This window comes from Streptomyces sp. NPDC030840 (genome assembly GCF_055572015.1).
Genome location: NZ_JBVIEE010000004.1, coordinates 277194 through 302404 on the forward strand (window position 1 = coordinate 277194; position 25211 = coordinate 302404).

At 71.4% G+C, this 25211-nt stretch carries 22 protein-coding genes; 8 read left to right on the plus strand and 14 right to left on the minus strand.

The genetic code is table 11. The features are described from left to right. Position 1: 1 nt before the first annotated feature. A complete protein-coding gene (locus tag ACZ49J_RS11615; protein WP_467451311.1) occupies positions 2 to 1483 on the minus strand; it encodes an NCS1 family nucleobase:cation symporter-1 in 1482 nt (493 codons plus the stop codon). A gap of 200 nt (positions 1484 to 1683) precedes the next feature. Here ACZ49J_RS11615 and ACZ49J_RS11620 point away from each other — a divergent pair, with 200 nt between their 5' ends. Together ACZ49J_RS11620 and ACZ49J_RS11625 are read left to right on the plus strand one after the other, a co-directional pair. Then, the gene (locus ACZ49J_RS11620) at positions 1684 to 2472 is read left to right on the plus strand and encodes a GntR family transcriptional regulator (protein WP_467451312.1); all 789 of its coding nucleotides are present in this window, start codon (positions 1684 to 1686) and stop codon (positions 2470 to 2472) included. Further along, the gene (locus ACZ49J_RS11625; protein WP_467451313.1) at positions 2469 to 2876 is read left to right on the plus strand and encodes a (2Fe-2S) ferredoxin domain-containing protein; all 408 of its coding nucleotides are present in this window, start codon (positions 2469 to 2471) and stop codon (positions 2874 to 2876) included. Before ACZ49J_RS11620 ends, ACZ49J_RS11625 begins: the two co-directional genes overlap by 4 nt. Here ACZ49J_RS11625 and pip read toward each other — a convergent pair. Beyond that, complete coding sequence (gene pip, locus ACZ49J_RS11630; protein WP_467451314.1) at positions 2873 to 3847, minus strand: prolyl aminopeptidase; 975 nt, start codon at positions 3845 to 3847, stop codon at positions 2873 to 2875. The genes ACZ49J_RS11625 and pip overlap by 4 nt on opposite strands. Before the next feature lie 87 nt (positions 3848 to 3934). Further along, positions 3935 to 4654 carry a uracil-DNA glycosylase gene (locus ACZ49J_RS11635; RefSeq protein WP_467451315.1) on the minus strand — a complete coding sequence of 240 codons (720 nt, stop codon included), beginning with the start codon at positions 4652 to 4654 and terminating at the stop codon, positions 3935 to 3937. A gap of 99 nt (positions 4655 to 4753) precedes the next feature. Between ACZ49J_RS11635 and ACZ49J_RS11640 the strand changes: the two genes are divergently transcribed. Then, positions 4754 to 5347, plus strand: a complete 594-nt coding sequence (locus ACZ49J_RS11640) for an RNA-binding S4 domain-containing protein (RefSeq protein WP_467451316.1) — start codon at positions 4754 to 4756, stop codon at positions 5345 to 5347. Between the two features lie 106 nt (positions 5348 to 5453). Here ACZ49J_RS11640 and ACZ49J_RS11645 read toward each other — a convergent pair whose 3' ends face one another. Further along, positions 5454 to 6146: a class I SAM-dependent methyltransferase gene (locus ACZ49J_RS11645; RefSeq protein WP_467451317.1), complete on the minus strand. Its 693-nt coding sequence runs from the start codon at positions 6144 to 6146 to the stop codon at positions 5454 to 5456. Positions 6147 to 6222: 76 nt separating this feature from the next. Further along, positions 6223 to 7221, minus strand: coding sequence for an acyltransferase domain-containing protein (locus ACZ49J_RS11650; protein ID WP_467451341.1), 999 nt, complete (start codon positions 7219 to 7221; stop codon positions 6223 to 6225). An 83-nt stretch (positions 7222 to 7304) separates the two neighbouring features. Between ACZ49J_RS11650 and ACZ49J_RS11655 the strand changes: the two genes are divergently transcribed. Beyond that, positions 7305 to 7571 carry a DUF6343 family protein gene (locus ACZ49J_RS11655; RefSeq protein ID WP_467451318.1) on the plus strand — a complete coding sequence of 89 codons (267 nt, stop codon included), beginning with the start codon at positions 7305 to 7307 and terminating at the stop codon, positions 7569 to 7571. A gap of 93 nt (positions 7572 to 7664) precedes the next feature. Here ACZ49J_RS11655 and ACZ49J_RS11660 read toward each other — a convergent pair whose 3' ends face one another. The 4 genes from ACZ49J_RS11660 to rpsA all read right to left on the minus strand — a co-directional run bounded on the left by ACZ49J_RS11660 (position 7665) and on the right by rpsA (position 11501). Next, on the minus strand, positions 7665 to 8045 hold the full coding sequence (locus ACZ49J_RS11660) for a tetratricopeptide repeat protein (protein WP_467451319.1): 381 nt from the start codon (positions 8043 to 8045) through the stop codon (positions 7665 to 7667). Positions 8046 to 8095: 50 nt separating this feature from the next. Then, positions 8096 to 8710: a dephospho-CoA kinase gene (gene coaE, locus ACZ49J_RS11665; protein ID WP_467451320.1), complete on the minus strand. Its 615-nt coding sequence runs from the start codon at positions 8708 to 8710 to the stop codon at positions 8096 to 8098. An 80-nt stretch (positions 8711 to 8790) separates the two neighbouring features. Further along, positions 8791 to 9729 carry a PAC2 family protein gene (locus ACZ49J_RS11670; protein ID WP_467451321.1) on the minus strand — a complete coding sequence of 313 codons (939 nt, stop codon included), beginning with the start codon at positions 9727 to 9729 and terminating at the stop codon, positions 8791 to 8793. Between the two features lie 281 nt (positions 9730 to 10010). Next, positions 10011 to 11501, minus strand: coding sequence for a 30S ribosomal protein S1 (rpsA, locus tag ACZ49J_RS11675; RefSeq protein ID WP_467451322.1), 1491 nt, complete (start codon positions 11499 to 11501; stop codon positions 10011 to 10013). A 398-nt stretch (positions 11502 to 11899) separates the two neighbouring features. Between rpsA and ACZ49J_RS11680 the strand changes: the two genes are divergently transcribed. After that, a complete protein-coding gene (locus ACZ49J_RS11680; RefSeq protein WP_467451342.1) occupies positions 11900 to 12712 on the plus strand; it encodes a class I SAM-dependent methyltransferase in 813 nt (270 codons plus the stop codon). Between the two features lie 29 nt (positions 12713 to 12741). Continuing rightward, positions 12742 to 15276 carry an ATP-dependent helicase HrpB gene (gene hrpB, locus ACZ49J_RS11685; RefSeq protein WP_467451323.1) on the plus strand — a complete coding sequence of 845 codons (2535 nt, stop codon included), beginning with the start codon at positions 12742 to 12744 and terminating at the stop codon, positions 15274 to 15276. On the opposite strand, the gene pgfA is transcribed toward hrpB, so the two are convergent. The 3 genes from pgfA to ACZ49J_RS11700 all read right to left on the minus strand — a co-directional run bounded on the left by pgfA (position 15266) and on the right by ACZ49J_RS11700 (position 18278). Next, positions 15266 to 16258, minus strand: a complete 993-nt coding sequence (pgfA, locus tag ACZ49J_RS11690) for a cell envelope lipid trafficking protein PgfA (protein WP_467451324.1) — start codon at positions 16256 to 16258, stop codon at positions 15266 to 15268. The genes hrpB and pgfA overlap by 11 nt on opposite strands. 21 nt (positions 16259 to 16279) lie before the next feature. Continuing rightward, a complete protein-coding gene (locus ACZ49J_RS11695) occupies positions 16280 to 16414 on the minus strand; it encodes an SPW_0924 family protein (RefSeq protein WP_467451325.1) in 135 nt (44 codons plus the stop codon). A gap of 148 nt (positions 16415 to 16562) precedes the next feature. Continuing rightward, positions 16563 to 18278, minus strand: a complete 1716-nt coding sequence (locus ACZ49J_RS11700) for a lytic transglycosylase domain-containing protein (protein ID WP_467451326.1) — start codon at positions 18276 to 18278, stop codon at positions 16563 to 16565. Positions 18279 to 18590: 312 nt separating this feature from the next. Here ACZ49J_RS11700 and ACZ49J_RS11705 point away from each other — a divergent pair, with 312 nt between their 5' ends. Then, positions 18591 to 19442 (plus strand): DUF4184 family protein, encoded by an 852-nt coding sequence (locus ACZ49J_RS11705; RefSeq protein ID WP_467451327.1) that lies wholly within the window; start codon positions 18591 to 18593, stop codon positions 19440 to 19442. A 30-nt stretch (positions 19443 to 19472) separates the two neighbouring features. Here ACZ49J_RS11705 and ACZ49J_RS11710 read toward each other — a convergent pair whose 3' ends face one another. Next, positions 19473 to 19679, minus strand: coding sequence for a hypothetical protein (locus ACZ49J_RS11710; RefSeq protein ID WP_467451328.1), 207 nt, complete (start codon positions 19677 to 19679; stop codon positions 19473 to 19475). 182 nt (positions 19680 to 19861) lie between these two features. Beyond that, entirely contained in the window at positions 19862 to 22588 is a 2727-nt protein-coding gene (gene polA / locus ACZ49J_RS11715; protein ID WP_467451343.1) for a DNA polymerase I, read from the minus strand. Between the two features lie 310 nt (positions 22589 to 22898). Here polA and ACZ49J_RS11720 point away from each other — a divergent pair, with 310 nt between their 5' ends. Beyond that, on the plus strand, positions 22899 to 25178 hold the full coding sequence (locus ACZ49J_RS11720) for an FdhF/YdeP family oxidoreductase (RefSeq protein ID WP_467451344.1): 2280 nt from the start codon (positions 22899 to 22901) through the stop codon (positions 25176 to 25178). Positions 25179 to 25211 lie beyond the last annotated feature (33 nt).

The following is a 25211-nucleotide window of genomic DNA, read 5'->3' on the forward strand; positions in this document are numbered from 1 at the left end:
CTCAGCCCTCCATGGCGGCGGGCTCCGCGCCCGCCGGTTCGGCCGCGGCGCGCTCGGGGCGGCAGAGCAGGGCGTAGAGCCCGGCCGCCAGCGCCGTTCCGATGAACCAGGAGTACGGGGCGACGGGGCTGAAGTCCTTCACCAGCGCGAGCACCGCCGACACCGCCGCGGCGGGCAGGAACGCCCACAGGGCCTTGGGGTTGACGCCCTTGCGGTAGTAGTAGCGGGAGCCGGGGGTGGCGTTGAAGAGTTCGTCGACGTCGATGTGTCCGCGCTTGACCCAGAAGTAGTCGAGCATGATCACGCCGAACAGGGGTCCCAGGAAGGCGCCGAGGCCGCCGAGGAAGTAGTTGACGACGGTGGGGTTGGAGAAGAGGTTCCACGGGGTGACGACCAGCGCGGCGACCGTGCTGATCATGCCGCCGACCTTGAACGTGATCTTCTGCGGCCAGACGTTGGCGAGGTCGTAGGCCGGCGAGACGAAGTTGGCGACGATGTTGACGCCCATGGTGGCGATGGCGAAGGTCAGGGCGGCCAGCACGAGCACCCAGGTGTTGCCGACCTTGGCGACGAGTTCCGCCGGGTCGGTGATGGCCTCGCCGAACACCTCCAGCGAGCCGGCCGTGACGATGACTGACACGACCACGAAGGCAGTGGAGTTGATGGGCAGGCCCCAGAAGTTGCCCCGCTTGACGGTCCGGTAGTCGGGGGCGAAGCGCGAGAAGTCGCAGAAGTTGAGCATCAGCGTGCCGTACGTGGCGAGGATCAGCCCGATCGCGCCGAACCACTGCCGCCACTGCTCACCGGTGGAGACAGGGTGCGGGGTCGAGGTCAGCGAGATGGTCCAGCCGGCCTTGGCCAGGATCCACACGGCGAGCGCGATCATCACGACCCAGATCGCCGGACCGCAGAAGTCCTGGAACTTGCGCACCGACTCCATGCCCTGGCTGATGATCAGCGCCTGGATGACCCACAGGGAGAGGAAGGAGATCCAGCCGAGCGCGTGCAGGCCCAGGAAGGAGCTGTGCGTCCAGGACTCCAGTCCCGGCCAGGCGGCCAGCAGCATCACGTTGACGGCGACGGACGCGAGGTAGGTCTGGATGCCGTACCACATGATGGCGATGACGGCCCTGATCAGCGCGGGGATGTTGGCGCCCCAGACGCCGAAGCTGATCCGGCTGACGACGGGGAAGGGCACACCGTGGCGCTGCCCGATCCTTCCCATCCAGTTCATGCCGACGTAGATGAGCACGAAGCCGACGAGCAGGGACGTGAAGACCTGCCACACGTTCATGCCGAGGACCAGCAGGCCCGCGGCGAACGTGTAGTTGCCGAGGTTGTGGACGTCCGACATCCACATCGCGAAGAGGTCGAAGACCTTCCAGTTGCGCTTGCCCGCGGGCGCGAGGTCTTCGTTGGTGAGCCGGGGGTCGGGGACGAAGGCGGCTGCTGAGGTTGCTTCGGCATGGTCGGCGAGGGACACGGGGCCTCCATGAGCGAGGGGACGGAGGAGGACTGTTGGTGGAGGGCTGCTGTTGCTGGCTGCCTGCTGGGGGGACTGACCGTGGGGGGCCAACCGCGCGCGTTTGGTATACCAAACTGCGCACATGGTGCCCCCGTCAACCGTTCCGACCGATGTCGCTGTTGTTAACGCTTCGTAAATCACCCCCGGAGTCGACGAAGATGGGGCCCATGGCGAAGATCGAACCCCTGGGCGCGGTACGGGAACGCGTCCTGGCGAACCTGCGGCAGGAGATCATCGCGGGCCGACTCCGCCCCGGTGACCGACTCGTCGAACGGGAGCTGGCCGACCGCTTCGGAGTCTCCCGCGTCCCCGTCCGCGAGGCGATCCGCGCGCTGGTCGGCGAGGGGTTCGTCCACTTCGAGACGCCGCGCCGCACGGTCGTACGCCGCCTCACCGCGAACGACGTCAGGGAGCTCTTCGAACTGCGCGAGGCGCTGGAGGTCTACGCCGCCGGGCTCGCCGCGGCGCGCGCTACGCCCGAGGACCTGGCCGAGGTCCGGGACCTCCTCGCCCAGGCGTCCGCGGCGACGAACGCGGAGGACGCGGAGGCGATCACCGACATCAACAGCCGCCTCCACGACCGCATCGTGGCGATGGCGGGCAACAACCTGTTGACCTCCTCCCTCGAACCCGTCGCGGGCCGCCTTCGCTGGATGACCCGCCGGAACGAGGAGTGGCCCCAACTACTCGTCGAGCACCGTGAGTTGTACGAAGCCATCGCCTCCGGCGACCCGGCGCGGGCCCGGGCACACGCGCTGGCCCACGTGCGGACGAACTACCGGTCGACGGTGCGGCATCTCTTCGGTACGGAGCTCGACGACGACGGTCCGGCGACGAAGCTCGCCGACGGTGAGGCGGGGCGCGAAGCCGACGGAGAGGCGGGGCCCGAAGCCGACGCACCGATGCGCGGCCCACGCGCGGAGCCCGGCCCGGAAGGACAGAAGTGACCACCCGCACGGTGATCGGCGCCGCCCGGACCCGCCCCTGCACGCTGATCGTGTGCCGCGGCTGTTGCTGCGGTGATCCGCGCAAGTACCCCGGCCACGACCACGAGGGCCAGCTGGACCGGCTGCGCACGGCGGCCGCGGCCTCCGACGGGCGCTTCACGATGCGTACCACGGACTGCCTAGGCCCGTGCGATCAGGCGAACATCGTGGTCGTCCAGCCGTCGAGCGAGGGGCGCAGGCGTGGGGGCCGGCCCGTGTGGGTCGGCTGGTCGATGGGTGACGACTGCACCGACGAGTTGGTGGAGTGGGCCGAGGCGGGCGGGCCGGGTGTGGCCCCTCCCCCGCCCACCCTGGCGTTGCAGTTCGTGCAGTCGGCGGGCGAACGGGCACGCGTCCGCCGCTAGGGACAGGTGTTCCGGGCCCCGTACCTGTCCGTGGCCGCCACCAGCGCGTCCACCATGCCCGGCGCGCCCGCGTTGTGGCCGACCTCGTCGACGAGGACCAACTCGCTGCCGGGCCAGGCCTGGTGGAGGAGCCATACGGTGCCGAGGAGGTTGCCGGGGTCGAGGCTGCCCTGGACGAGGGTGCCGGGGATGTCCTTGAGGAGCGGGGCGTCCCGCAGGACCACGCCCTCGTCGTTGCCCTCGCCGAGGAAGTGGTCGTTGCCCCAGTAGTGCGTGACCATGCGGGCGAAGCCCATGCGGAAAACCGGGTCCTCGTAGCGGGGGATCGAACGCGGCGGGGCGGGAGCCATGGCGGTCTCCCAGTCGGTCCAGGCGCGCGCCGCCCGCGCCCGCACCTCGGGGTCGGGCGACTCGATCAGCCGGTTGTACGCCGCCGCGAGGTTCCCCTCGCGCTCGTCCTCGGGCAGCTCCGCGAGGAACCGCTCGAAGGCCTCCGGGAAGAACTGCCCGAGCCCCCTGGTCAGCAGGGCCACCTCACGATTGGCCCCGGTCCCGACAGCGGTCAGCACCAGCTCGGACACGGCACCCGGGTGCGTCTGCGCGTAGCGCAGGCCGAGCACCGACCCCCAGGACACGCCCCACACCAGCCACCGCTCGATCCCGAGGTGCCGGCGCAGCCGCTCCAGGTCGGCGATGACATGCGCCGTCGTGTTGACACTCATGTCGGTGTCGTACGCGCTCGCGTGCGGCGTGGACCGCCCGCAGCCGCGCTGGTCGAGCAGGACGATGCGGTACACGGCCGGGTCGAAGTAGCCTCGGAAGCGGGGGTTGCTCCCGGATCCGGGCCCGCCGTGCAGCACCACCGCGGGCTTGCCCCGCGGATTGCCGCTGACTTCCCAGTACACGTGGTTGCCGTCGCCCACGTCGAGCATGCCTTGGTCGTACGGTTCGGTCTCCGGATACAGGCTCATTCGCACGACCCTAGACGGCACCGACCACGTTCAGCAGCGCGATATCTCGCTGCCCGGCACCGCCCCCACAGGCGTGCGGCGCCGCCACTACGGCTCGTCCGGCGAGGTGGGCAGCCCCGCGGTCCGGGCCGCCGTGCGCAGGACGTCCCGCAGCATCGCGGGCGTGAGCCGGCCCGTGAAGGTGTTGCGCTGGCTGACGTGGAAGCAGCCGAAGAGATCGAGTGACCGCGGCCGCCCCTCCAGCGTGAACCGTGCCCCGTGCGCGAAGGCGGGTCGCGGCCGGGGCACGTCCCATCCGGCGCCGGTGAGCGCCGGCAGCACGGCCTGCCAGCCGAAGGCCCCGAGCACCACGACGGCCCGCAGCGTGGGCCGCAGCAGCTCGAGCTCACTGATCAGCCACGGGCGGCAGGTGTCCCGCTCCCCGGGTGTCGGCCGGTTGGCGGGCGGGGCGCAGTGCACCGGCGAGGTGATCCGCACCCCGTACAGCTCCAGGCCGTCGTCGGCGCTCACCGCGGTCCCGCGCGAGGCCAGTCCCACCTCGTGCAGCGCCGCGTACAGCACGTCCCCCGACCGGTCTCCGGTGAACATCCGTCCCGTCCGGTTCCCTCCGTGCGCCGCGGGCGCGAGCCCCACGATCAGCAGGGACGCGTCGCCCGGCCCGAACCCGGGCACGGGACGCCCCCAGTAGGTCCACTCGGCGAAGGCGGCCCGCTTCGTACGGGCCACCTCCTCCCGCCAGTCGACCAGCCGCGGGCACGCCCTGCACCCGATGATCCGTGCGTCGAGCTCGGCCAGACTGCTGTCCATGCCTCCACGGTACGGCTGGTGATCGGTGAACCGGGTGACAGCGGCGTACGGGCGGAAATCCGGCCGGGTGACCTGCTCGCCGGCGTTAAGGTCGGACACATGGCTTCTGAGGGTGCGGACGAGAACACGGGCGCCGCGGGCGAGGCGGGCAGTGCGGGCAGGGCCGCTGACGGCACCGGCCGCAGGTCGGACGCGGAGGGCGCGTCCGGCGGACACGACACGCGGGACGCGCGCGGCTCGGCCGATGCCTCGTCCGCCGCCGAGGCCGCCGGCCCCGCCAGTGGCGAGAGCGTGCGGATCGACAGCTGGATCTGGTCCGTCCGCCTCGTCAAGACGCGCTCGATGGGTGCCGCGGCCTGCCGTGGAGGGCACGTCCGGGTGAACGGCGAACGCGTCAAGCCCGCCTACTCGGTCCGCGTCGGTGACGAGGTACGGCTGCGTCACGCGGGCCGCGAGCGGATCGTCGTCGTCAAACGCCTCATCCGCAAGCGAGTGGGCGCCCCGGTCGCGGTCGAGTGCTACGTCGACAACAGCCCGCCGCCCCCGCCCCGCGAGGCCGTGGCCCCCGTCGGCGTCCGCGACCGTGGCGCGGGCCGCCCCACCAAGCGCGACCGCCGCGAGATCGAACGCCTCCGTGGTCTGGGCGGACCGGGCGGACCCGGTCGGCCAGCGGGCCCCGCCGACCCCAACTGATCCGGGACGGAAGACGCCGAGGGAGCCGCACCCGCCGCTCGCTCCCTCCGTCACCCCCGGTGCCGAACCAGCCGGGCCGGCTCATCGCCCTCCAGCGGGGTTTCGGCTACCCCGCCGGCACCGCCTTCACCCAGATCCCGTCCTCCGTCACACACCGGTCCACCCTCAGCCCGGCTTCCCCCAGCGCCTCCTCGAACTGGTCCCTGGTCAGTGGTCGCGTGCGGAACGTGTGGGTCCAGGCCGCGTCCGGGAAGTCGTACTCCACGTGCACCGAGTTCACCCCACCGCCCACGGGCTCGGACGACACGATGCGCACGGTGTAGCCGCTGGGGTCGACGTGCTCGCGGGGCACGTTCTGGTGGTAGTCCTCCCCCTCACGCTGGATCAGCACGAAACCGTCGTCTGCGACATGCCGACGACAGGTTCTGAGTATGCTCCGCCGCACCTCGTCGTCCCCGTTGTGCACGAGGAACGACGCGAGCAGGACCACGTCGAACGTCTCGCCCAGGTCGAGTTTCTCGATCGGGCCGCATATCGTGCGGGCCCCGCGCACCCTCTCCAGCATGTCCCGCGACTCGTCCACGGCCGTGACGGTGAATCCCCGTTCCAGCAGTGGATGGGTCATCCGCCCCACCCCGCTGCCCAGTTCGAGAATGCTCGCCCCCGCGGGTGCCACGCCGGCGATCACGTCCGGCTCTCCCCGTAACGACAGCCTCGAATACAGCTCGACCGCACAACCGTCCGGAGTGATCGCCCCAGGTCCGGTCCCCTCGTATCCCTCACGCATCTGAATGCTCATGTCCGTCCAACGGACCGTCTCCGCATGGCCGTTCCCCCGAACGGTCACCCGATGGAGTGAATCCGTTCGACGCGCGTCAGAGCGCGAACCAGCCGTGCCCCGGGTACCAGTGCCCACCGGACCGCAGGTGGTCCACCACCGCCCGTTCGATACCCGTGCGGCGCGGCAGCGTGTCCACCGGCAGGTCCGGGTCGCCGAAGACGAAGCGGACGGGCAGGCCGTCCTCCGGTTCGGTGTCCACGTACACGGCCTCGAACCGCTCCTGGAACCGCACGATGTTGGAGCCCTCGGGCAGCCGGTGCCTCAGCTGCGGATCCAGCAGCCAGGAGTGGCAGAGGGCGGACGCGTAGCGCTCGTCCGGGTAGTGCCGTGCGAAGAACTCCCGTGCCAGCGCGACCGACCGGTCGCACGCCCCCGGTGACAGCGGCCCCCGGTAGTCGGGGATGTGCAGGCTCAGATACGGCTCCCCCACCGGCAGTTCCACGCCCACGCCCGCGAACCCCTCCGTGTCCCGCTGCTCGGCCCGCGAGCGCTGGAACTGGAGTCGGCCCAGTTGGTACAGCTCCCCGTGGAAGTGCAGCGCCAGCCAGCCCGGCACGAGCACCCCACCCGTGCCGTGCCGCCTGCGGTGCAGGACCATGGCGCGGCCGAGATCGGCCAGTGTGCGCCGGGAGACGTCGTCCGGGACGCCGCGTTCACGGTGGTACGCGCGCACGTACGGCAGGGCGGCGACGAGGACGTACACGTAGAAGTAGCGGACGAGCGGACCCGCTTCCGGCGGGAAGGACGGGAAGTGCGGCCCCTTGCCGGGCTCCCCCATGTCCCGTCGCAGCGCGCCGACGCACCGTTCGAGAAGACCGGTCGCCTCCGCGTCCGCGAGCAGCGTGACGCGCAGTGCCACGATCTCGTTGACGTCCTCGTACGGCACCGCCAGATCCAGCAGGACATCAGGGAGGTCGTCGGCCGAAGGAAGCCGCACGTCCACGCGCGGGACATCGTCGGCGTCCTGTTCCTCCAGTTCCTTCAGCCAGCCGGCCAGCTTCTCGTCCGCCCTCAGCGCGTCCAGCAGCGCCATCGCCTCCCTGTCCGCTCGTTTCACCGTCTCCTGGAGAACGTGCCGGACGAAGAGTACGTTTCCGAAGAGGAGCAGTGATCCTGATGCGTACGGGCAGTGAACCGAGGACAGCGCGCAGTGCCCTGCGGTTGCGTCTCTGGCTCAGTGTGTGGGGGCTGGTCTGGGCGGTCGCGGGGACCATCGCCTTCGCGCTCGCCGGACGGACCGGCTGGGCCGTCGCCTGCGGAGTGCTCTGGCTGATCGTCACGATCGACCTGTTGATCGTGCTGCGGCACATCCGCCAGGGCCCCCACTACCAGCCCGGCCGTGACGTCCCGCCGTACCGGCCTCCGGACCACGACCAGCGCTAGTCCCGCGTCGGCGGCGGCATTGGCAGACATCGGCATCTGCATCGGCATCGGCATCGGTCAAGCCGCTACGGGGCGACCGGCTGCAGACGGGCCTCACGCCTCGAAGCGTGCCGCTTCCAGGTACTCGGGGTTCGGATCGAGTGCCGCCGCGAGACGGAAGTGGCGCTTGGCGGGGTGGGGCCGGCTCTGGCGCTGGTAGGTGCGGGCGAGCGCGAAGTGCGCGAACGCGTTGTCCGGCTCGCGCTCCAGGACGATCGTGAACTCCAGTTCGGCAGGCCGCAGTTGCGCGGCGGCGAAGAAGGCACGTGCGCGCAGCAGCCTTGCCGCCGTGTTCTCCGGGTGCAGGGCGATGACCTCGTCGAGCAGCTTCACCGCGCCCCGCGGGTCGCCGGCCGCGAGCAGTTGCTCGGCGGCGCGGTAGTCGATGACGTGCGTCTCCGGAGTACGTCCGCTGGAACCGCTGTTCTCGGGCACGGCTGATCCCTTCCCTTGCTGCCACCGTTCAACGCGCCCCTGGAGGGGCGCTATTCCTGGGGCCGCGGCTCCCGCGCCCTGCGGGCGAGCTCGGCCCATACGTCCCCCACGCGCCGCCGGAGTTCCTCCAGGGGCACGTCGTTGTCGATCACGATGTCCGCGATCTCCAGGCGCTTCTCGCGGGTCGCCTGGGCGGCCATCCGCGCGCGGGCGTCCTGCTCGGTCATGCCGCGCAGGCGCACCAGCCGGTCGAGCTGGGTCTCAGGGCTCGCGTCGACCACGACCACCAGGTCGTACAGCGGGGCGAGTCCGTTCTCGGTGAGGAGGGGGACGTCGTGGATCACGACCGCGTCCTCGGGGGCGGCCTCTTCGAGTTCGCGGGAGCGTGCACCCACCAGGGGGTGCACGATCGCGTTCAGCACGGCGAGCTTCTCCGCGTCCGCGAAGACGATGGAGCCGAGCCGGGGACGGTCCAGGCTGCCGTCCGGAGCGAGCACGTCCTCGCCGAACGCGTCGACGACCGCCGCCAGGCCGGGCGTTCCGGGCGCGACGACCTCGCGCGCGATGCGGTCCGCGTCGATCAGCACCGCACCGCGCTCGACGAGCAGCCGTGACACCTCGCTCTTGCCGGCGCCGATACCCCCGGTCAACCCCACCTTCAGCATGACCGGAAGCTTAGGCCCTGCGACCCCGCGCCGGCATGGCGCCCGCCCGGGTCCCGTCCGGGTGTCCCTTCGGGCCGGGGTCAGCCCTCGCCCTCCCGCTCCGCCAGGAACTTCTCGAACTCGCGTCCGATCTCGTCGGCGGACGGGATGTCGGCGGGCTCCGCCAGCATGTTGCCGCGTGTCTCGGCACCCGCGGCGGCGTCGTACTGGTGCTCGAGGCCCTGGACCAGGGAGACGAGCTCCTCGTCCCCCTCACGGATCTGCCGGTCGATCTCGGTCTGGGTGCGGTAGGCCTCCGTGCGCAGGGCGTGCGCGACGCCGGGCAGCACCAGGCCGGTCGCCCCGGTGATGGCCTCCAGGGCGGTCAGCGCGGCGTCCGGGTACGGGGAGCGGGCGATGTAGTGCGGGACGTGCGCGGCGACGCCGAGGACGTCGTGGCCGGCCTCCATGAGGCGGTACTCGACGAGGGACTCGGCGCTGCCCGGCACCTGTGCCTCCTCGAAGGGGCTGCGGTGGCCCGGGACCAGCTCGGCGCGGTTGCCGTGCGGGGTGAGGCCCACAGGGCGGGTGTGCGGGACGCCCATGGGGATGCCGTGGAAGTTCACCGACAGACGGACGCCCAGCCGCTCCACGATCTGCTGGACGGCCGCGGCGAAGCGCTCCCACTCGACGTCGGGCTCGGGACCGGACAGCAGCAGGAAGGGCGCCCCGGTGGCGTCCTGCACGAGCCGCACGTCCAGTGTGGGCTCCTCGTAGCCGGTCCAGCGGTCGCGCTGGAACGTCAGCAGCGGGCGCCGGGCGCGGTAGTCCACGAGCCGGTCGTGGTCGAAGCGGGCGACGACCTGGTGGGGCAGCGAGCCGAGGAGCCGGTCGACGATCTGGTCGCCGGTTTCGCCCGCGTCGATGTATCCGTCGAAGTGGTAGAGCATGACAAGGCCGGCCGACTCCTGGGCGAGCGCCACGTCGACGACTGCCAGGCCCTTCGGCTCCCATGCGTACAAACCCTGCGGATCAAGCACTGTGACCGCTCCTCCTCGTGTTCGTACTGGACAACGTCGCGCTGGGCGCGGGCATTCCCGCCAACAGCCCTCCACGGCCTCATCGCAGAGGCTTTTCAACCGTACGAGTGACGCTCGGCGCAGCGGGACGGTCCGCAGGCGGGCCGCCGCCGGCCCGCACAACAGACCCGCACACCAGGCCTGCACAACACACCCGCGTAACAAGCCCCCACAACAGACCCAGGGCCCGCACCTCACTGGTGCGGGCCCTGGGTCAGCGGTTACTGCCTAGCGGTGAGCGTTCAGCTCTGGCCGCCGGCGAGCTTCTCGCGGAGCGCGGCAAGGGCCTCGTCCGACGCGAGGGCACCGGAGTTGTCCGGACCCTCCGAGGAGTACGAACCACCGGACGCGGCCGGAGCAGCGGCCTCGCCACCCTCGGCAGCGGCCTTCTCGTCCGCCTCGCGGGACTTGATGACCTGCTGCTGGTGCTGCTCGAAGCGGGCCTGCGCCTCGGCGTACTGGCGCTCCCACTCCTCGCGCTGCTTCTCGTAGCCCTCGAGCCAGTCGTTGGTCTCGGGGTCGAAGCCCTCGGGGTAGATGTAGTTGCCCTGGTCGTCGTAGGACGCGGCCATGCCGTACAGGGTCGGGTCGAACTCGACCGCGGCCGGGTCGGCACCGAAGGACTCGTTGGCCTGCTTGAGGGACAGCGAGATCCGGCGACGCTCCAGGTCGATGTCGATGACCTTGACGAAGATCTCGTCGTTGACCTGGACGACCTGCTCCGGGATCTCCACGTGGCGCTCGGCCAGCTCGGAGATGTGGACCAGACCCTCGATGCCCTCGTCCACGCGGACGAACGCACCGAACGGAACCAGCTTCGTGACCTTGCCGGGCACGACCTGCCCGATCTGGTGCGTGCGGGCGAACTGCTGCCACGGGTCTTCCTGGGTCGCCTTCAGCGACAGGGAGACGCGCTCGCGGTCCATGTCGACGTCGAGGACCTCGACCGTGACCTCCTGGCCGACCTCGACGACCTCGGAGGGGTGGTCGATGTGCTTCCAGGACAGCTCGGAGACGTGGACCAGACCGTCGACGCCACCCAGGTCCACGAAGGCACCGAAGTTGACGATCGAGGAGACCACGCCGGAGCGGACCTGACCCTTCTGCAGGGTCGTGAGGAACGTCTGGCGGACCTCGGACTGGGTCTGCTCCAGCCAGGCACGGCGGGACAGGACCACGTTGTTGCGGTTCTTGTCCAGCTCGATGATCTTGGCCTCGAGCTCCTTGCCGACGTACGGCTGGAGGTCGCGGACGCGGCGCATCTCGACCAGGGAGGCCGGGAGGAAGCCACGGAGGCCGATGTCGAGGATGAGACCACCCTTGACGACCTCGATGACGGTACCGGTGACGATGCCGTCCTCTTCCTTGATCTTCTCGATGGTGCCCCAGGCACGCTCGTACTGGGCGCGCTTCTTCGAGAGGATCAGGCGGCCTTCCTTGTCCTCCTTCTGGAGGACGAGGGCCTCGATCTCGTCACCGACGGCGACGACCTCGTTCGGGTCGACGTCGTGCTTGATCGAGAGCTCGCGGCTCGGGATGACACCTTCGGTCTTGTAACCGATGTCGAGCAGGACCTCGTCCCGGTCGACCTTCACGATGACGCCGTCGACGATGTCGCCGTCGTTGAAGTACTTGATCGTCTCGTCGATCGCTGCGAGGAAGGCTTCCTCGTTACCGATGTCGTTGACCGCTACCTGCGGCGTGGTGGCGGTGGTCTCGGTGCTGCTCGTCATGTGGGAAAGGGCTCCGGTACGGACATTGAAGTCGTAGGCACTGCTTACGCCGGGAGCCCGTTTCGCTCTGCAGAAGCCGGACAGCCTAGGAAGCGCCACACCGGAAAACCGCTGGCGCCTCGACAACCGAGGGGACATACAACAGATGCGAGCGCAGCCTGCTCCGTCTGAGGCGCGCAGGCCCGCAGCGCAACTTGTAGCATACGGGGGCAGCCGGGCAGGGTCAACGTACGAAGACGCACACCCGGGGCGGATCGCCCCAATCCCGGCACAAGAACACACGCGGCGGCAACCGCACGCCGTGCACCGGACGGCGTTCCGAGCCACGCAGGCCCGGTATGCCCCTTCTGTGACACCACCGGTACCGGTAGGTACCGAAGAGTACGACGAGGGAGCCGATCATCCAAGAGCCCGATGCGTTCGACGCCGAAGCGACCCGGCGAGCGGCGGGAGTCGCGGAGAGTGCCCGTGCCAACCGGGGCTGGTGGGACAGGAACGCGGACGACTACCAGGTGGAGCACGGCACGTTCCTCGGGGACGACCGCTTCGTGTGGGGTCCGGAGGGCCTCGACGAGATGGAGGCCGAGTTCCTGGGACCGCCGGAGGACCTGAAGGGCAGGGACGTTCTGGAGATCGGCGCCGGCGCGGCCCAGTGCTCGCGCTGGCTCGCCGCGCAGGGCGCCCGTCCGGTGGCCCTGGACCTGTCCCACCGCCAGCTCCAGCACGCGCTGCGCATCGGCGGCTCCTTCCCCCTGGTGCAGGCCGACGCGGGCGCCCTGCCCTTCGCGGACGCGTCCTTCGACCTGGCGTGCTCGGCGTACGGCGCGCTGCCCTTCGTCGCCGACCCGAGGCTGGTGCTGAAGGAGGTCCGGCGGGTGCTGCGCCCGGGCGGCCGTTTCGTCTTCTCGGTCACCCATCCGATCCGCTGGGCCTTCCCGGACGAGCCGGGAGCTGAGGGGCTGAGCGTCTCCGCGTCGTACTTCGACCGCACTCCGTACGTCGAGCAGGACGAGGAGGGCCGTGCGGTGTACGTCGAGCACCACCGCACCCTCGGCGACCGGGTGCGGGACATCGTGGCGTCCGGTTTCCGCCTGGTCGACCTGGCCGAGCCGGAGTGGCCCGCCTGGAACACCTCCGAGTGGGGCGGCTGGTCCCCGCTGCGCGGGAACCTGATCCCGGGGACGGCCGTCTTCGTGTGCGAGCGGGACTGACGCGCGGACAGCCGTACGACACTGGGGGCGTGATCCGTTACGACGCCCTGGACGCGCTGCCCGTCCGCAGTGCCCTGCCCGCGCTGGACGACGCTCTGCGGGGGCACGGCACCGCCGTTCTGGTGGCGCCGCCCGGCACCGGGAAGACCACGCTCGTTCCCCTGGTGCTGGCCGGGCTGGTCGGTGACGGGCCCGCGCGGCGCGTGGTCGTCGCCGAGCCGCGCCGGATCGCCGCCCGGGCCGCGGCCAGGCGGATGGCGTGGCTGCTCGGGGAGAAGACCGGCGAGAGCATCGGGTACAGCGTGCGCGGCGAGCGGGTGGTGGGGCGGCACGCGCGCGTGGAGGTCGTCACGACGGGCCTGCTGCTGCAGCGGTTGCAACGGGACCAGGAACTGGCGGGCGTCGATGTCGTGGTGCTCGACGAGTGCCACGAGCGGCATCTGGACGCGGACACGGTGGCGGCCTTCCTGCTGGACGTACGGGCCGCGCTCCGCCCCGAGCTGCGTCTGGTGGCCGCGTCCGCCACGACCGACGCGGAAGGGTGGGCCCGCCTGCTGGGCGACGCGCCGGTGGTCGAGGCGGAGGGCGTCTCGCACCCGGTGGAGGTGGTTTGGGCGCCGCCCGCGTTCCCTGTTCGGCCACCGCACGGCATGCGGGTGGACCCGGCGCTCCTGACGCACGTGGCGTCGGTGGTGCGCCGGGCGCTGGCGGAGCGGGAGGGCGACGTCCTGTGCTTCCTGCCCGGGGTCGGGGAGATCGCACGGGTGGCCGGGCAGTTGGGCGGCCTGGACGGCGTCGAGGTGCTCCAGGTGCACGGGCGGGCGCCCGCGGCCGTGCAGGACGCGGTGCTGTCCCCCGGGGCGTGCCGCCGGGTGGTGCTGGCCACGGCTGTCGCCGAGTCGTCGCTGACGGTTCCGGGCGTGCGGGTCGTGGTGGACGCCGGGCTGGCACGGGAGCCACGGGTGGACCACGCGCGCGGGCTCAGCGCGCTGACGACCGTACGGGCCTCGCAGGCGGCCGGGCGCCAGCGGGCGGGACGTGCCGGGCGCGAGGCTCCTGGCGCCGCGTACCGCTGCTGGGCGGAGGCCGAGAACGCGCGTCTGCCGCGGTTCCCGGCCCCCGAGATCAAACTGGCCGACCTCACGGCGTTCGCCCTCCAGGCGGCCTGCTGGGGCGATCCGGACGCATCCGGCCTGGCGCTGCTCGACCCGCCGCCGGGCGGGGCGATGGCGGCGGCGCGGGACGTCCTGTCGGCGATCGGGGCCGTGGATCCGGCCGGGCGGGTCACGGAGCGTGGTGTGCGGATGTCACGGCTCGGGCTGCATCCGCGGCTGGCGCGGGCGCTGCTGGACGCGGCGCCCGAGGTCGGCGCGGACCGGGCGGCCGAGGTCGTCGCCCTGCTCAGCGAGGAGGCGCCGCGCGAGTACGGCGACGACCTGGCCTCGGCTCTGCGGACGGCCCGGCGCGGCGGTGACCCGTACGCGGGGCGCTGGCGGGCCGAGACGCGGCGGCTGAAGGCGTCGGCGGCGGACGTGACCGGGAGGGCGGCCGACGTGACCGCCGGGCCCGCGTCCGGTTCCTCCGCGCCCACGGACGACGCCGCCGTGGGGCTCGTGGCCGCGTTGGCCTTTCCCGAGCGGGTTGCCAGGGCGCGGGGCGGGTCGTACGTCATGGTGTCCGGGACCCGGGCGGACGTGGGGGACGGCTCGTCCCTGCGGGATGTTCCGTGGCTCGCTGTCGCCGTCGCGGACCGGCCCGTCGGCGCGGGGCACGCGCGCGTGCGGCTCGCCGCCGCGATCGACGAGGACGTGGCCCGGCGTGCGGCGGCGCCGCTGCACGCCGTGGCCGAGGAGGTCCACTGGGCCGACGGGGACGTCGTCGCACGGCGGGTCGAGCGGCTCGGGGCCGTGGAGCTGGCGGTGCGCCCTCTCAGGGACGCCGACCCCGGGCTCGTGCGTCAGGCGCTGCTGGACGGGCTGCGGGAGGAGGGGTTCGGGCTGTTGCGGTGGTCGCCGGACGCCGGGCTGTTGCGGCAACGGCTCGCGTTTCTGCGGCTGCACCTCGGCGATCCGTGGCCCGAGGTCTCCGACGACGCCCTCCACGCGCGCGTGGACGAGTGGCTGGAGCCGGAGCTGAGCCGTGCCCGGCGCAGGGGCGATCTGGCGCGGATCGACGCCGGTCAGGCGCTGGGCCGGTTGCTGCCGTGGGCCACCGGGGAGGCCGCGCGGCTCGACGAGCTCGCGCCCGAGCGGATCGAGGTGCCGAGCGGGTCCAGGATCCGGGTCGACTACGGCGACCCCGAACGGCCCGTGCTGGCGGTGAAGTTGCAGGAGATGTTCGGGCTCCACGAGTCGCCTGTGCTGGCGGGGGTGCCCGTGCTGGTGCATCTCCTCTCCCCCGCGGGGCGGCCCGCCGCCGTCACCGCCGATCTCGCGTCCTTCTGGAGGGACGGTTACCGGGCCGTGCGGGCGGAGCTGCGCGGCCGGTACCCGAAGCATCCCTGGCCGGAGGACCCGGCGACCGCCGAGCCGACCCGGCACACGAACGCCCGGCTCAGGCGCTGACCGGCTCGGGGTCCGACGACTCCACCGGCTCCGGTTCGCCCGGCCTGCGTCCGCGTGCCTCCAGCCAGAGGGCGAGCGACAGCAGCAGGACACCGAGGGCCAGGAAGCCCCACGGCAGGTACGAGGTCATCAGGAGCACCAGTGTGCGGTTGCCCTTGACCAGGTCCACGGTCGACCTGATGTAGTCCTCGCGCATCTTCACGTGCCCGGCGAAGGCCGTCACCTTCTCGCGGCCCCCGAGGAGCGTGCCGCCGCGGAGTTCCTCCTTGTGGATCTCCTCGCCGTACACGGGGGCGCCGGTGAGGGGCTCGACCCAGAACTTGCGGACGGTGGTGTACCAGCGGGTGGTGCCCGTCTTGGCGACCGACTCCGGGGTGATGCCCTGGACGGGCATGGTCTTGGGGAAGGGGACCTTGGTCCAGGGGATCGTCTGCTCGAAGTAGTAGACCTCGACGCCGCGGAAGTCCCGCGTGCCCTTGTAGTGGATGGGCGCGGTGACGCGGGCCTGGGCGTCGAAGTACTCGTAGTCCCGCTTCTCCGTGAGGAACGGCCACTTGAACTCCAGGCCCTCGCGCTTCACGGGGTCGCCGTCGACCATCTCGCCCTGTGCGTGCACCGGTTCCTGGGTGTGGGCGTCGAAGATGTAGCGCTCGGGGACCTTGGAGACCATCTTGCCGTCGGGGCCCTGGACATAGGACAGCCCGTCCCAGACGACGACGTCCCGGCCTGCCGTCTCCTCGATCTTCTCGGCGGCCTCCACGTTGCCCTTGAGGGTCTGCACGATGGTGACCTTCGGGACCTTCTTCGCGCGCATGGTGCCGTAGTCGAGGAGGGTCGCGTCCTTCGCCTCCAGGACCATGTCCTGGTACTGGTTCGCGGGAATCTTGGCCAGGCGCGGGAAGGCGTACCAGCGCAGCAGTGGGGACAGGGCCGCGAAGAACACGGCGAGGGCGAGCAGGACCAGGCCGGCCTTGCGGCGCATCTCGGCCTCCCTCCCGGGGAGCTACGGGTGTGCGGGCACTGTCGTCAGCAGCGGCTTCGGTGACGTCTCGCCGGTCGGTGAGCCCATCGCCGTGATCGTGAACACCAGGGCGAGCGCGAGGGCGAGACCGGTCGCGGCGGCGACGACAGCACGCATGCGGGCCTCCCGGCGGACAGAACTGATACTCCGTCAGTTCCGGCACCGTAGCAACGGGCGGATGAGATGAGAACACGTCGCACACACAACGACGGCGCCCCTCCGGGTGGAGGAGCGCCGTCGCCGCGGTGAGCTGTCGTGACGGGGGCTACGCGCTGGGGCTGGGGCTGGGCGACGCCGACTCGGCCGGGGCAACCTTCAGCTCGACCGTCAGCACCGCTCCGCCGGTGGTGGTGATGCGGAGCTGGAACGTGCCCGTCGTGTCGTCCGCGTACAGCTTCGGCAGCTTGAGCAGGCCGTCCTTGTCGGTGGCGAGGCCGGTGAGGGTGCGGACGGTCCTGCCGTCCGCGTCCTTGAAGTACGGGCCCTTGTCGTTCTCGGTCGGGTCGTCCGCCGACTTGACGAGCGTGGCGGTGGCCGCGACGCCGTCGGCGACCTCGCCCTTGTACGTGGCCTTCACCTGGACCTGCTCGGCGAACTCGCCGCCCGGGACACAGGTCAGCTCGGTGTCGGTGGTGCGGGCCAGGGCGTCGGCCTGGCGGGCGGTGACGGTCGCCTTGTAGTCCAGGCCGGGTACCGAGCGGCCAACGACCGTGGCGCGGACCGTGAAGTCGCCGGTCTTCTCGCCCGCCTGCAGGGCGGGCGCGGTGGCCGTGCCGACGCTGTTGGTGAGGACCGTGGCGACCGTCTCGCCGCCGGTGAACGTGGCGTCGGTGTCGCCGACGACGGCGAAGCGGACGCGGACCTTCGCCACGGCCTTGCCGGCCTCGGTCTCGGTGCGGACGGCGACCTTCTCGGCGAACGCGTCGCCCGCCATCGCCGTGAGCGTCCCGGTGCCCGCGTTCTCCAGGTGGTCCACGGTGTCGGTGGGCGTGGGCGGCGTGCTCGGCGGGGTGGGGCTCGGACTGCCGGAGCCGCCGCCGCCCGTACCCGGGTTCTCGGGCGTGTTGGGCTTCTCCTTCGGGGGGGTCGGCTTCTGGGTGTCCCTCGGCTTCGGGCTCGGGCTGGTGCTCGACCCCGAGTTGCCGTCGTCGCTCGGAGTGCGGGGCAGCGAGCCCGTGCCGTCCGGAACCTCGTGGGCGCCCTTGCGGTAGTACTCCAGCCACGTCAGCACCGTGTTCAGGTAGTGCGTCGAGTTGTTGTAGCTGAGGATCGCGCGCCTGAGGTCGGCCTGGTCCGACAGGTCCCAGTTGAACCGGCACAGGTAGTTGCCGGCCGCGAGGGCGGCGTCGTAGATGTTGTTGGGGTCCTTGCGGCCGTCGTCGTTGCCGTCGCGGCCCGCCCAGGCCCAGGTGGACGGGATGAACTGCATGGGGCCCACCGCGCGGTCGTACGCGCTGTCGCCGTCGTACGCGCCGTTGTCGGTGTCCCTGATGGTCGCGAACTGGCCGCCGTTGAGGACCGGGCCGAGGATCTTCGAGAACGTCGTACCCGCGGCGTCGACACGGCCGCCGCGTGCCTGGCCCGACTCGACCTTGCCGATGGCGGCGAGGAGCTGCCAGGGCAGGTTGCAGCCCGGCTTGGACGCGCGCAGGGATTCCTCGGCCTTCTTGTAGGCGTCGAGGACGGTCGCGGGGATGCCGCGCTCCGTGCCGCCCGTAGTACCCGACGTGTCACCGCCCGCGCCCGGGGTGGCCGTGGGGCTGTCCAGGGGCGGGAGGTCGGTGTAGTAGCGCGAGTTGCCGGTCGCCGTGTCGTCGGCGCCGGGCGTGGCGTCGGGGGAGGGCGAGCCCGTCGTCTGTCTGCCGGCGCTGTCGGTGGTCACTCCCGGAGCCTGGGAGGCGGCCAGTGCCGCGACCGCGATCGCGGCGACTGTTGTGGTCGCCGCTCCCTTGCGCAGCCTCTTGCCGAATTGCGCCGACATCGAGTGAACCCCTCCCCGCGGACGATGGTTTTCGCGTTCCCTGTGGTGCCGTCTGTCAGGACTGTCGACGTCCCTCTTCGGTTGCCCCGTCATCGGCGTTTTGATCGCGCTTCCCCGCGCCGTGACCCAGGTGACCCTACGACAACTTCCATCGCGCCAACACCCGTTCATGCCCGGTATTCACCGGTTGGCCATATCCGTTCCGCCTGGATTCGGCGTCCTTGGGGCGGGCGGCACCGTGTCGCGCATACTGGCCGGACAGTGATCACCGGGCGGTGCGCCCGGACAACATCCGCCCCGGGGGGGGACGACTTGCCCTTCACGCTCAGCCACGCGGCCGCCGTCCTGCCCGCCGTGCGTCTCGACGGGACCGGCCGCGGGCGGCTGGTGCCCTCGTTGCTCGTCGCCGGTTCGTTCGCGCCCGACATGACCTACTACGCGGCAGGTGTGCTGCCCGGAGCGATGGAGTTCGGGGACTTCACCCACTCCTTCACCGGGGTTCTCACTTTCGACGTCCTCGTCACCTGGGCACTGGTGGGGATGTGGCTGTTCCTGCGCGAACCGCTGGTCGCCCTGCTGCCCCGGCGGCGGCAGGGCCGGGTGGCGGCGCTGGTGCGGGGCGGGGCGCGACATGAGCGGCCGCGCGGACGTCCACGCCCGTCCGAGATGGTGTGGTGGTACGTCTCGGCAGCGCTTGGTGCGCTGACGCATGTCGTCTGGGACGCGTTCACGCACCTCGACCGGTGGGGGATGCGGCTGCTGCCCGTCCTGGGGCGGGAGATCGCGGGCTCACCGCTCTACTGGTACCTGCAGTACGGCGGTTCGGCCGTGGCCGCCGTCGTGATCGCGGTCTTCGTGGTGCTCGCCCTGCGCCGGCAGCCGTCCGGCAAGCCGGAGGGCGTGCCCGCGCTGTCCGCGACGGACCGCTGGGTGGCCGGCGTCGTGATCGGAGGATGCGCGCTGGCGGCCGCGGTGCAGCGGGTGACCCGGTGGTGGGAGTTCTGGGGCGCCACGGCGAAGCCGTACGAGGTGATTCCCACACTGTGCTTCGGTGCCGGAGCGGGCCTCGTCCTCGGGCTGACGCTGTACGGGGTCGGGGTCAGGGTGTGGCGGCCGGTACCGGCGCCCCCGGGCGATGCCGTTGCGGAGCGCGTGTCCCGCTGATCGCGTGCTGTTCTTGACGCCCCCGTCGTGTCAGGGCCGTGTGGCTGTTCGTGAGAGCGCGGCGGAGGCCTGTTCCGCCGCGCGGGCGAGGTCGCGCTGGGAACGGAAGAGGGCGACGTCTTCGGGGACACGGGGTGTGCTGGCGTCGAGCGCGTAGACGGGTGCCCGTCCGAGCAACGCCGAGACGAGGACGCCGGCGGTCGTTGCGGTACGGCGGCGAAGCGTGCGTATACCCATGCCCGCATCCTTACGCCGGGCGCACGCCCAGGGCGCCCTCTTGGGGGCCAGGTGGGTGACGTATCGCAGGGGTCTCCGCGACTCCGACCGGGTGACGCGGTACCGCGACGAGGGCCCGGCACTCGCGGGTGCGGGCCCTCGTCGCGGTACCGGAGGATGCCGTCCGCTCCCCGCCGGAGGCGTCAGTGGGCCGCGGACTCCCAGTCCGGGCCCGAGCCGACGGAGACGTCCAGGGGAGCCCTCAACTGGACGGCGCTCGCCATCTCACGGCGGACGAGTTCCTCGGCCCGGTCGCGCTCGCCGGGAGCGATCTCCAGGACGATTTCGTCGTGGACCTGCAGGAGCATGCGGGAGGTGAGGCCCGCCTCGCGCAGCGCCCGGTCGACGTTCAGCATGGCGATCTTGACGATGTCGGCGGCCGTGCCCTGGATCGGGGCGTTCAGGGCCATGCGCTCGGCGGCCTCGCGGCGCTGGCGGTTGTCGCTGTTGAGGTCGGGCAGGTAGCGGCGGCGCCCGAAGAGCGTCGCCGTGTAGCCGGTCGCCCGGGCCTCGTCGACCGCCCTGCGCAGGTAGTCCCGTACGCCACCGAAACGCTCGAAGTAGGCGTCCATCAGGGCGCGGGCCTCGGCCGCCTCGATGTTCAGCTGCTGTGACAGGCCGAACGCCGACAGCCCGTACGCCAGGCCGTACGACATCGCCTTGATCTTGCGGCGCATCTCCGCGTCCACCGCGGACTGCTCGACGCCGAACACCTGCGAGGCAGCCGTGGTGTGCAGGTCCTCGCCCGACGTGAACGCCTCGATCAGGCCCTCGTCCTCCGAGAGGTGGGCCATCACGCGGAGCTCGATCTGGCTGTAGTCCGCCGTCATCAGGGACTCGAAGCCCTCGCCGACCACGAAACCCCGGCGGATGGCCCTGCCCTCGTCCGTGCGGACGGGGATGTTCTGCAGGTTCGGGTCCACGGACGACAGGCGGCCCGTGGCGGCGACCGTCTGGTTGAACGTCGTGTGGATGCGGCCGTCGGTTGCGATGGTCTTGATCAGGCCCTCGACGGTGACGCGCAGCTTGGCCTGCTCGCGGTGGCGGAGCATGATGACCGGCAGTTCGTTGTCCGTCTGGGTGGCCAGCCAGGCCAGGGCGTCCGCGTCCGTGGTGTAACCGGTCTTCGTGCGCTTGGTCTTGGGCAGGGCCAGCTCGCCGAAGAGGACCTCCTGGAGCTGCTTGGGCGAGCCCAGGTTGAACTCGTGCCCGGCTGCCGCGTGCGCCTCCTTCACGGCCTGCTGCACGGCGCCCGCGAACATCTGCTCCATGGCCTCCAGGTGCGCCCTGTCCGCCGCGATGCCGTGCCGCTCCATGCGGGCGAGCAGGGCGGAGGTGGGGAGTTCGACGTCCCGCAGGAGGTCTGCCGCGCCGACCTCCTGCAGCCGCGTCCCGAACGCCTCGCCCAGGTCGAGGATCGTGCGGGCCTGCATCATCAGCGCCTCGGCCTCCGCCCCGTCGTCCGCGCCGAAGGCCAGTTGCCCGTCGGCCTCACCGGCGGGGGCCAGCTCCCGGTGGAGGTACTCGAGGGAGAGCGCGTCCAGATCGAAGGAGCGGCGGCCCGGCTTGACGAGGTAGGCGGCGAGGGCGGTGTCCATCGTGACGCCCTCGACGGTCCAGCCGTGCTCGGCGAAGACCCGCATGGCGCCCTTGGCGTTGTGGAAGACCTTGGGCTTGGACGCGTCCGCCAGCCAGGCCGCCCAGGCGTTCTCGTCGGGCTCGTCCAGCTGGGCCGGGTCGAACCAGGCGGCCGCTCCCCCTGCCGCGGCCAGCGCGACCTCGGCCACCGCGCCCGCGCCGAGCGTCCACGCGTCGACCGTGGCCACACCGAGGACCGCCTTGCCGTGCTCGGCGAGCCAGGGAGCGAGCTCGCCCGCGCCGAGCACGGTGCCGTCCAGCTCGACGCCGCCGTCGGCGACCGGGGTGGAGTCCGCCTCCTCGGCGCCCGGGTCGACGGCCAGCAGCCGCTCGCGCAGTGACGGGTTACGGATCTCCAGGGTGTCCAGGACCATCGCGACGGCCTTGCGGTCGTACGGCGCGCGCTCCAGGTCACCGACCGTCCTGGGCAGTTCGACCGTGCGCACCATCTCCGTGAGGCGGCGGTTGAGCTTGACGGCCTCCAGGTGGTCGCGGAGGTTCTGCCCGGCCTTGCCCTTGACCTCCTCGACGCGCTCGACCAGCTCCGCGAACGAACCGAACTGGTTGATCCACTTCGCGGCGGTCTTCTCGCCGACGCCGGGAATGCCCGGCAGGTTGTCCGACGGGTCACCGCGCAGCGCCGCGAAGTCGGGGTACTGCGCCGGCGTCAGCCCGTACTTCTCGAAGACCTTCTCCGGGGTGAACCGGGTGAGCTCGGAGACGCCCTTCGTCGGATACAGCACGGTCGTGTGCTCGCTGACCAGCTGGAAGGAGTCGCGGTCACCAGTGACGATGAGGACCTCGAACCCCTCGGCCTCGGCCTGTGTGGCGAGGGTGGCGATGACGTCGTCCGCCTCGAAGCCGTCGACCGCGAAGCGCTGGGCGCGCATCGCGTCGAGGAGCTCCCCGATCAGCTCGACCTGGCCCTTGAACTCGTCAGGGGTCTTGGAGCGGTTCGCCTTGTACTCCGTGAACTCCTCGGAGCGCCAGGTCTTGCGGGAGACGTCGAACGCCACGGCGAAGTGCGTGGGCGCCTCGTCGCGCAGCGTGTTGGCCAGCATCGACGCGAAACCGTAGATCGCGTTCGTCGGCTGGCCCGTCGCGGTCGTGAAGTTCTCCGCGGGCAGCGCGAAGAACGCGCGGTACGCCAGCGAGTGCCCGTCCATGAGCATGAGCCGGGGACGGCCGCCGCCAGGGGTTTTCTCGGTCTTCTTCGATGCTGTCTCTGCCACGCCCCCGATCCTGCCACGAGCCACTGACAGTCGGCCCCGGCCGTCCCGGGCGGGCACGCTGCCCCACCGTCGCGACGGGCCGGGACGGCAGGCACGGTGGGCAGTCGCAGCGGTACGGAGAGTCGCGGGGCGGGCCGGCCGTCGGGCCCGCGAGGGCCGCGCCCGCCGTGCGCCCGGCGGCGACCGCTGTCAGTGGCACGTGCGAGGATCGGACACGTACTTCACCTCGTGGTCGGACCTCACCAGGTGGTCGAGCTTCACCTCGTGGTCGAAAAGGGAGCTTCACCTCGCAGTCGAAGGAGAGCGTGCGATGGCATCCAAGCCGCCGAAGGGTGATCCGGTTCAGGACGCGCCGCAGGTCGCCGGGCCGAAGCACGCGGCCGCGGGGCTGCCGGCCGTCGGACACTCGCTGCGGATCTCCCAGCGGCAGATGGGACTGAAGCGCACCGCCCTCACGCTGCTCCGCGTCAACCAGAAGGACGGCTTCGACTGTCCCGGATGCGCCTGGCCGGAGCCGGAGCACCGGCACACGGCGGAGTTCTGTGAGAACGGCGCGAAGGCGGTCGCCGAGGAGGCCACCCTGCGCCGGGTGACCCCGGAGTTCTTCGCCGCCCACACGGTGGCCGACCTCGCCACCCGCAGCGGCTACTGGCTGGGCCAGCAGGGCAGGCTCACGCACCCCATGTACCTCCCCGAAGGGGGCGAGCACTACGAGCCGGTGTCCTGGGACCGGGCCTTCGACATCGTCGCGGAGGAGCTGAAGGCCCTCCAGAGCCCCGACGAGGCGCTCTTCTACACCTCGGGGCGCACGAGCAACGAGGCCGCGTTCCTCTACCAGCTGTTCGCGCGCGAGTTCGGGACGAACAACCTGCCCGACTGCTCGAACATGTGCCACGAGTCGTCGGGGTCGGCGCTCTCGGAGACCCTCGGCGTCGGCAAGGGCAGTGTCCTGCTGGACGACCTCTACAAGGCGGACCTGATCATCGTGGCCGGGCAGAACCCGGGCACCAACCACCCGCGCATGCTCTCCGCCCTGGAGAAGGCGAAGGCCAACGGCGCGAGGATCATCACGGTCAATCCGCTGCCCGAGGCGGGTATGGAGCGCTTCAAGAATCCGCAGACCCCGCAGGGCATGCTGAAGGGCGCCGCGCTCACGGACCTGTTCCTGCAGATCCGCATCGGCGGCGACCAGGCCCTGTTCCGCCTCCTCAACAAGCTGATCCTGGAGACCGATGGCGCGGTCGACGAGGAGTTCGTCCGCGAACACACGCACGGGTACGAGGAGTTCGTGCGCGCCGCGCGGGCGGCGGACTGGGACGAGACGCTCACGGCGACCGGTCTCACGCGCGCGCGGATCGACGAGGCCCTGCGCATGGTCCTCGCCTCACGGCGCACCATCGTCTGCTGGGCCATGGGCCTGACCCAGCACAAGCACTCCGTGCCGACGATCCGCGAGGTGGTCAACTTCCTGCTGCTGCGGGGCAACATCGGCCGCCCGGGCGCGGGCGTGTGCCCGGTGCGGGGTCACTCGAACGTGCAGGGCGACCGCACGATGGGCATCTTCGAGCGGCCCGCCCCGGCCTTCCTGGACGCCCTGGAGAGGGAGTTCGGCTTCGCGCCGCCCCGGGAGCACGGCTACGACGTCGTGCGGGCCATCCGCGCCATGCGCGACGACAAGGCGAAGGTCTTCTTCGCGATGGGCGGCAACTTCGTGTCGGCGTCGCCCGACACCGAGGTGACCGAGGCGGCCATGCGGCGCGCCCGCCTCACGGTGCACGTGTCGACGAAGCTGAACCGCTCGCACGCCGTCACGGGCGCGCGTGCGCTGATCCTGCCCACCCTGGGCCGTACCGAGCGGGACCTCCAGGACGGCGGCGAGCAGTTCGTGACCGTGGAGGACTCCATGGGGATGGTGCACGCCTCACGGGGCCGTCTGGAGCCCGCGAGCGCCCACCTGCTGTCCGAGCCGGCCATCGTGTGCCGCCTTGCCCGCCGTGTGCTGGGCGAGGACAGCCGCACCCCGTGGGAGGAGTTCGAGAAGGACTACGCGACGATCCGTGACCGCATCGCGCGCGTGGTGCCCGGTTTCGACGACTTCAACGCGCGCGTGGCCCGTCCCGAGGGCTTCGCGCTCCCCCACGCCCCCCGCGACGAGCGCCGCTTCCCCACCGCCACCGGCAAGGCGAACTTCACCGCGGCGCCGGTGGAGTACCCGGAGCTCCCCGAGGGCCGCCTCCTGCTCCAGACGCTGCGCTCGCACGACCAGTACAACACCACGATCTACGGCCTGGACGACCGCTACCGGGGCATCAGGAACGGCCGCCGGGTCGTGCTGGTCAACCCGGAGGACGCCGCCGCGCTGAAGGTCGCCGACGGCAGTTACGTCGACCTGGTCGGCGAGTGGAAGGACGGCGTGGAGCGCCGGGCGCCCGGTTTCCGCGTCGTGCACTACCCGACGGCCCGGGGTTGCGCGGCCGCGTACTACCCGGAGACCAACGTCCTCGTGCCGCTGGACGCCACCGCGGACACCAGCAACACCCCGGCCAGCAAGTCGGTCGTGGTCCGTCTGGAACAATCGGGAACCGACTGAGCGTTTGCTCAGCCGAGTGGCCGCCCGGCGGAA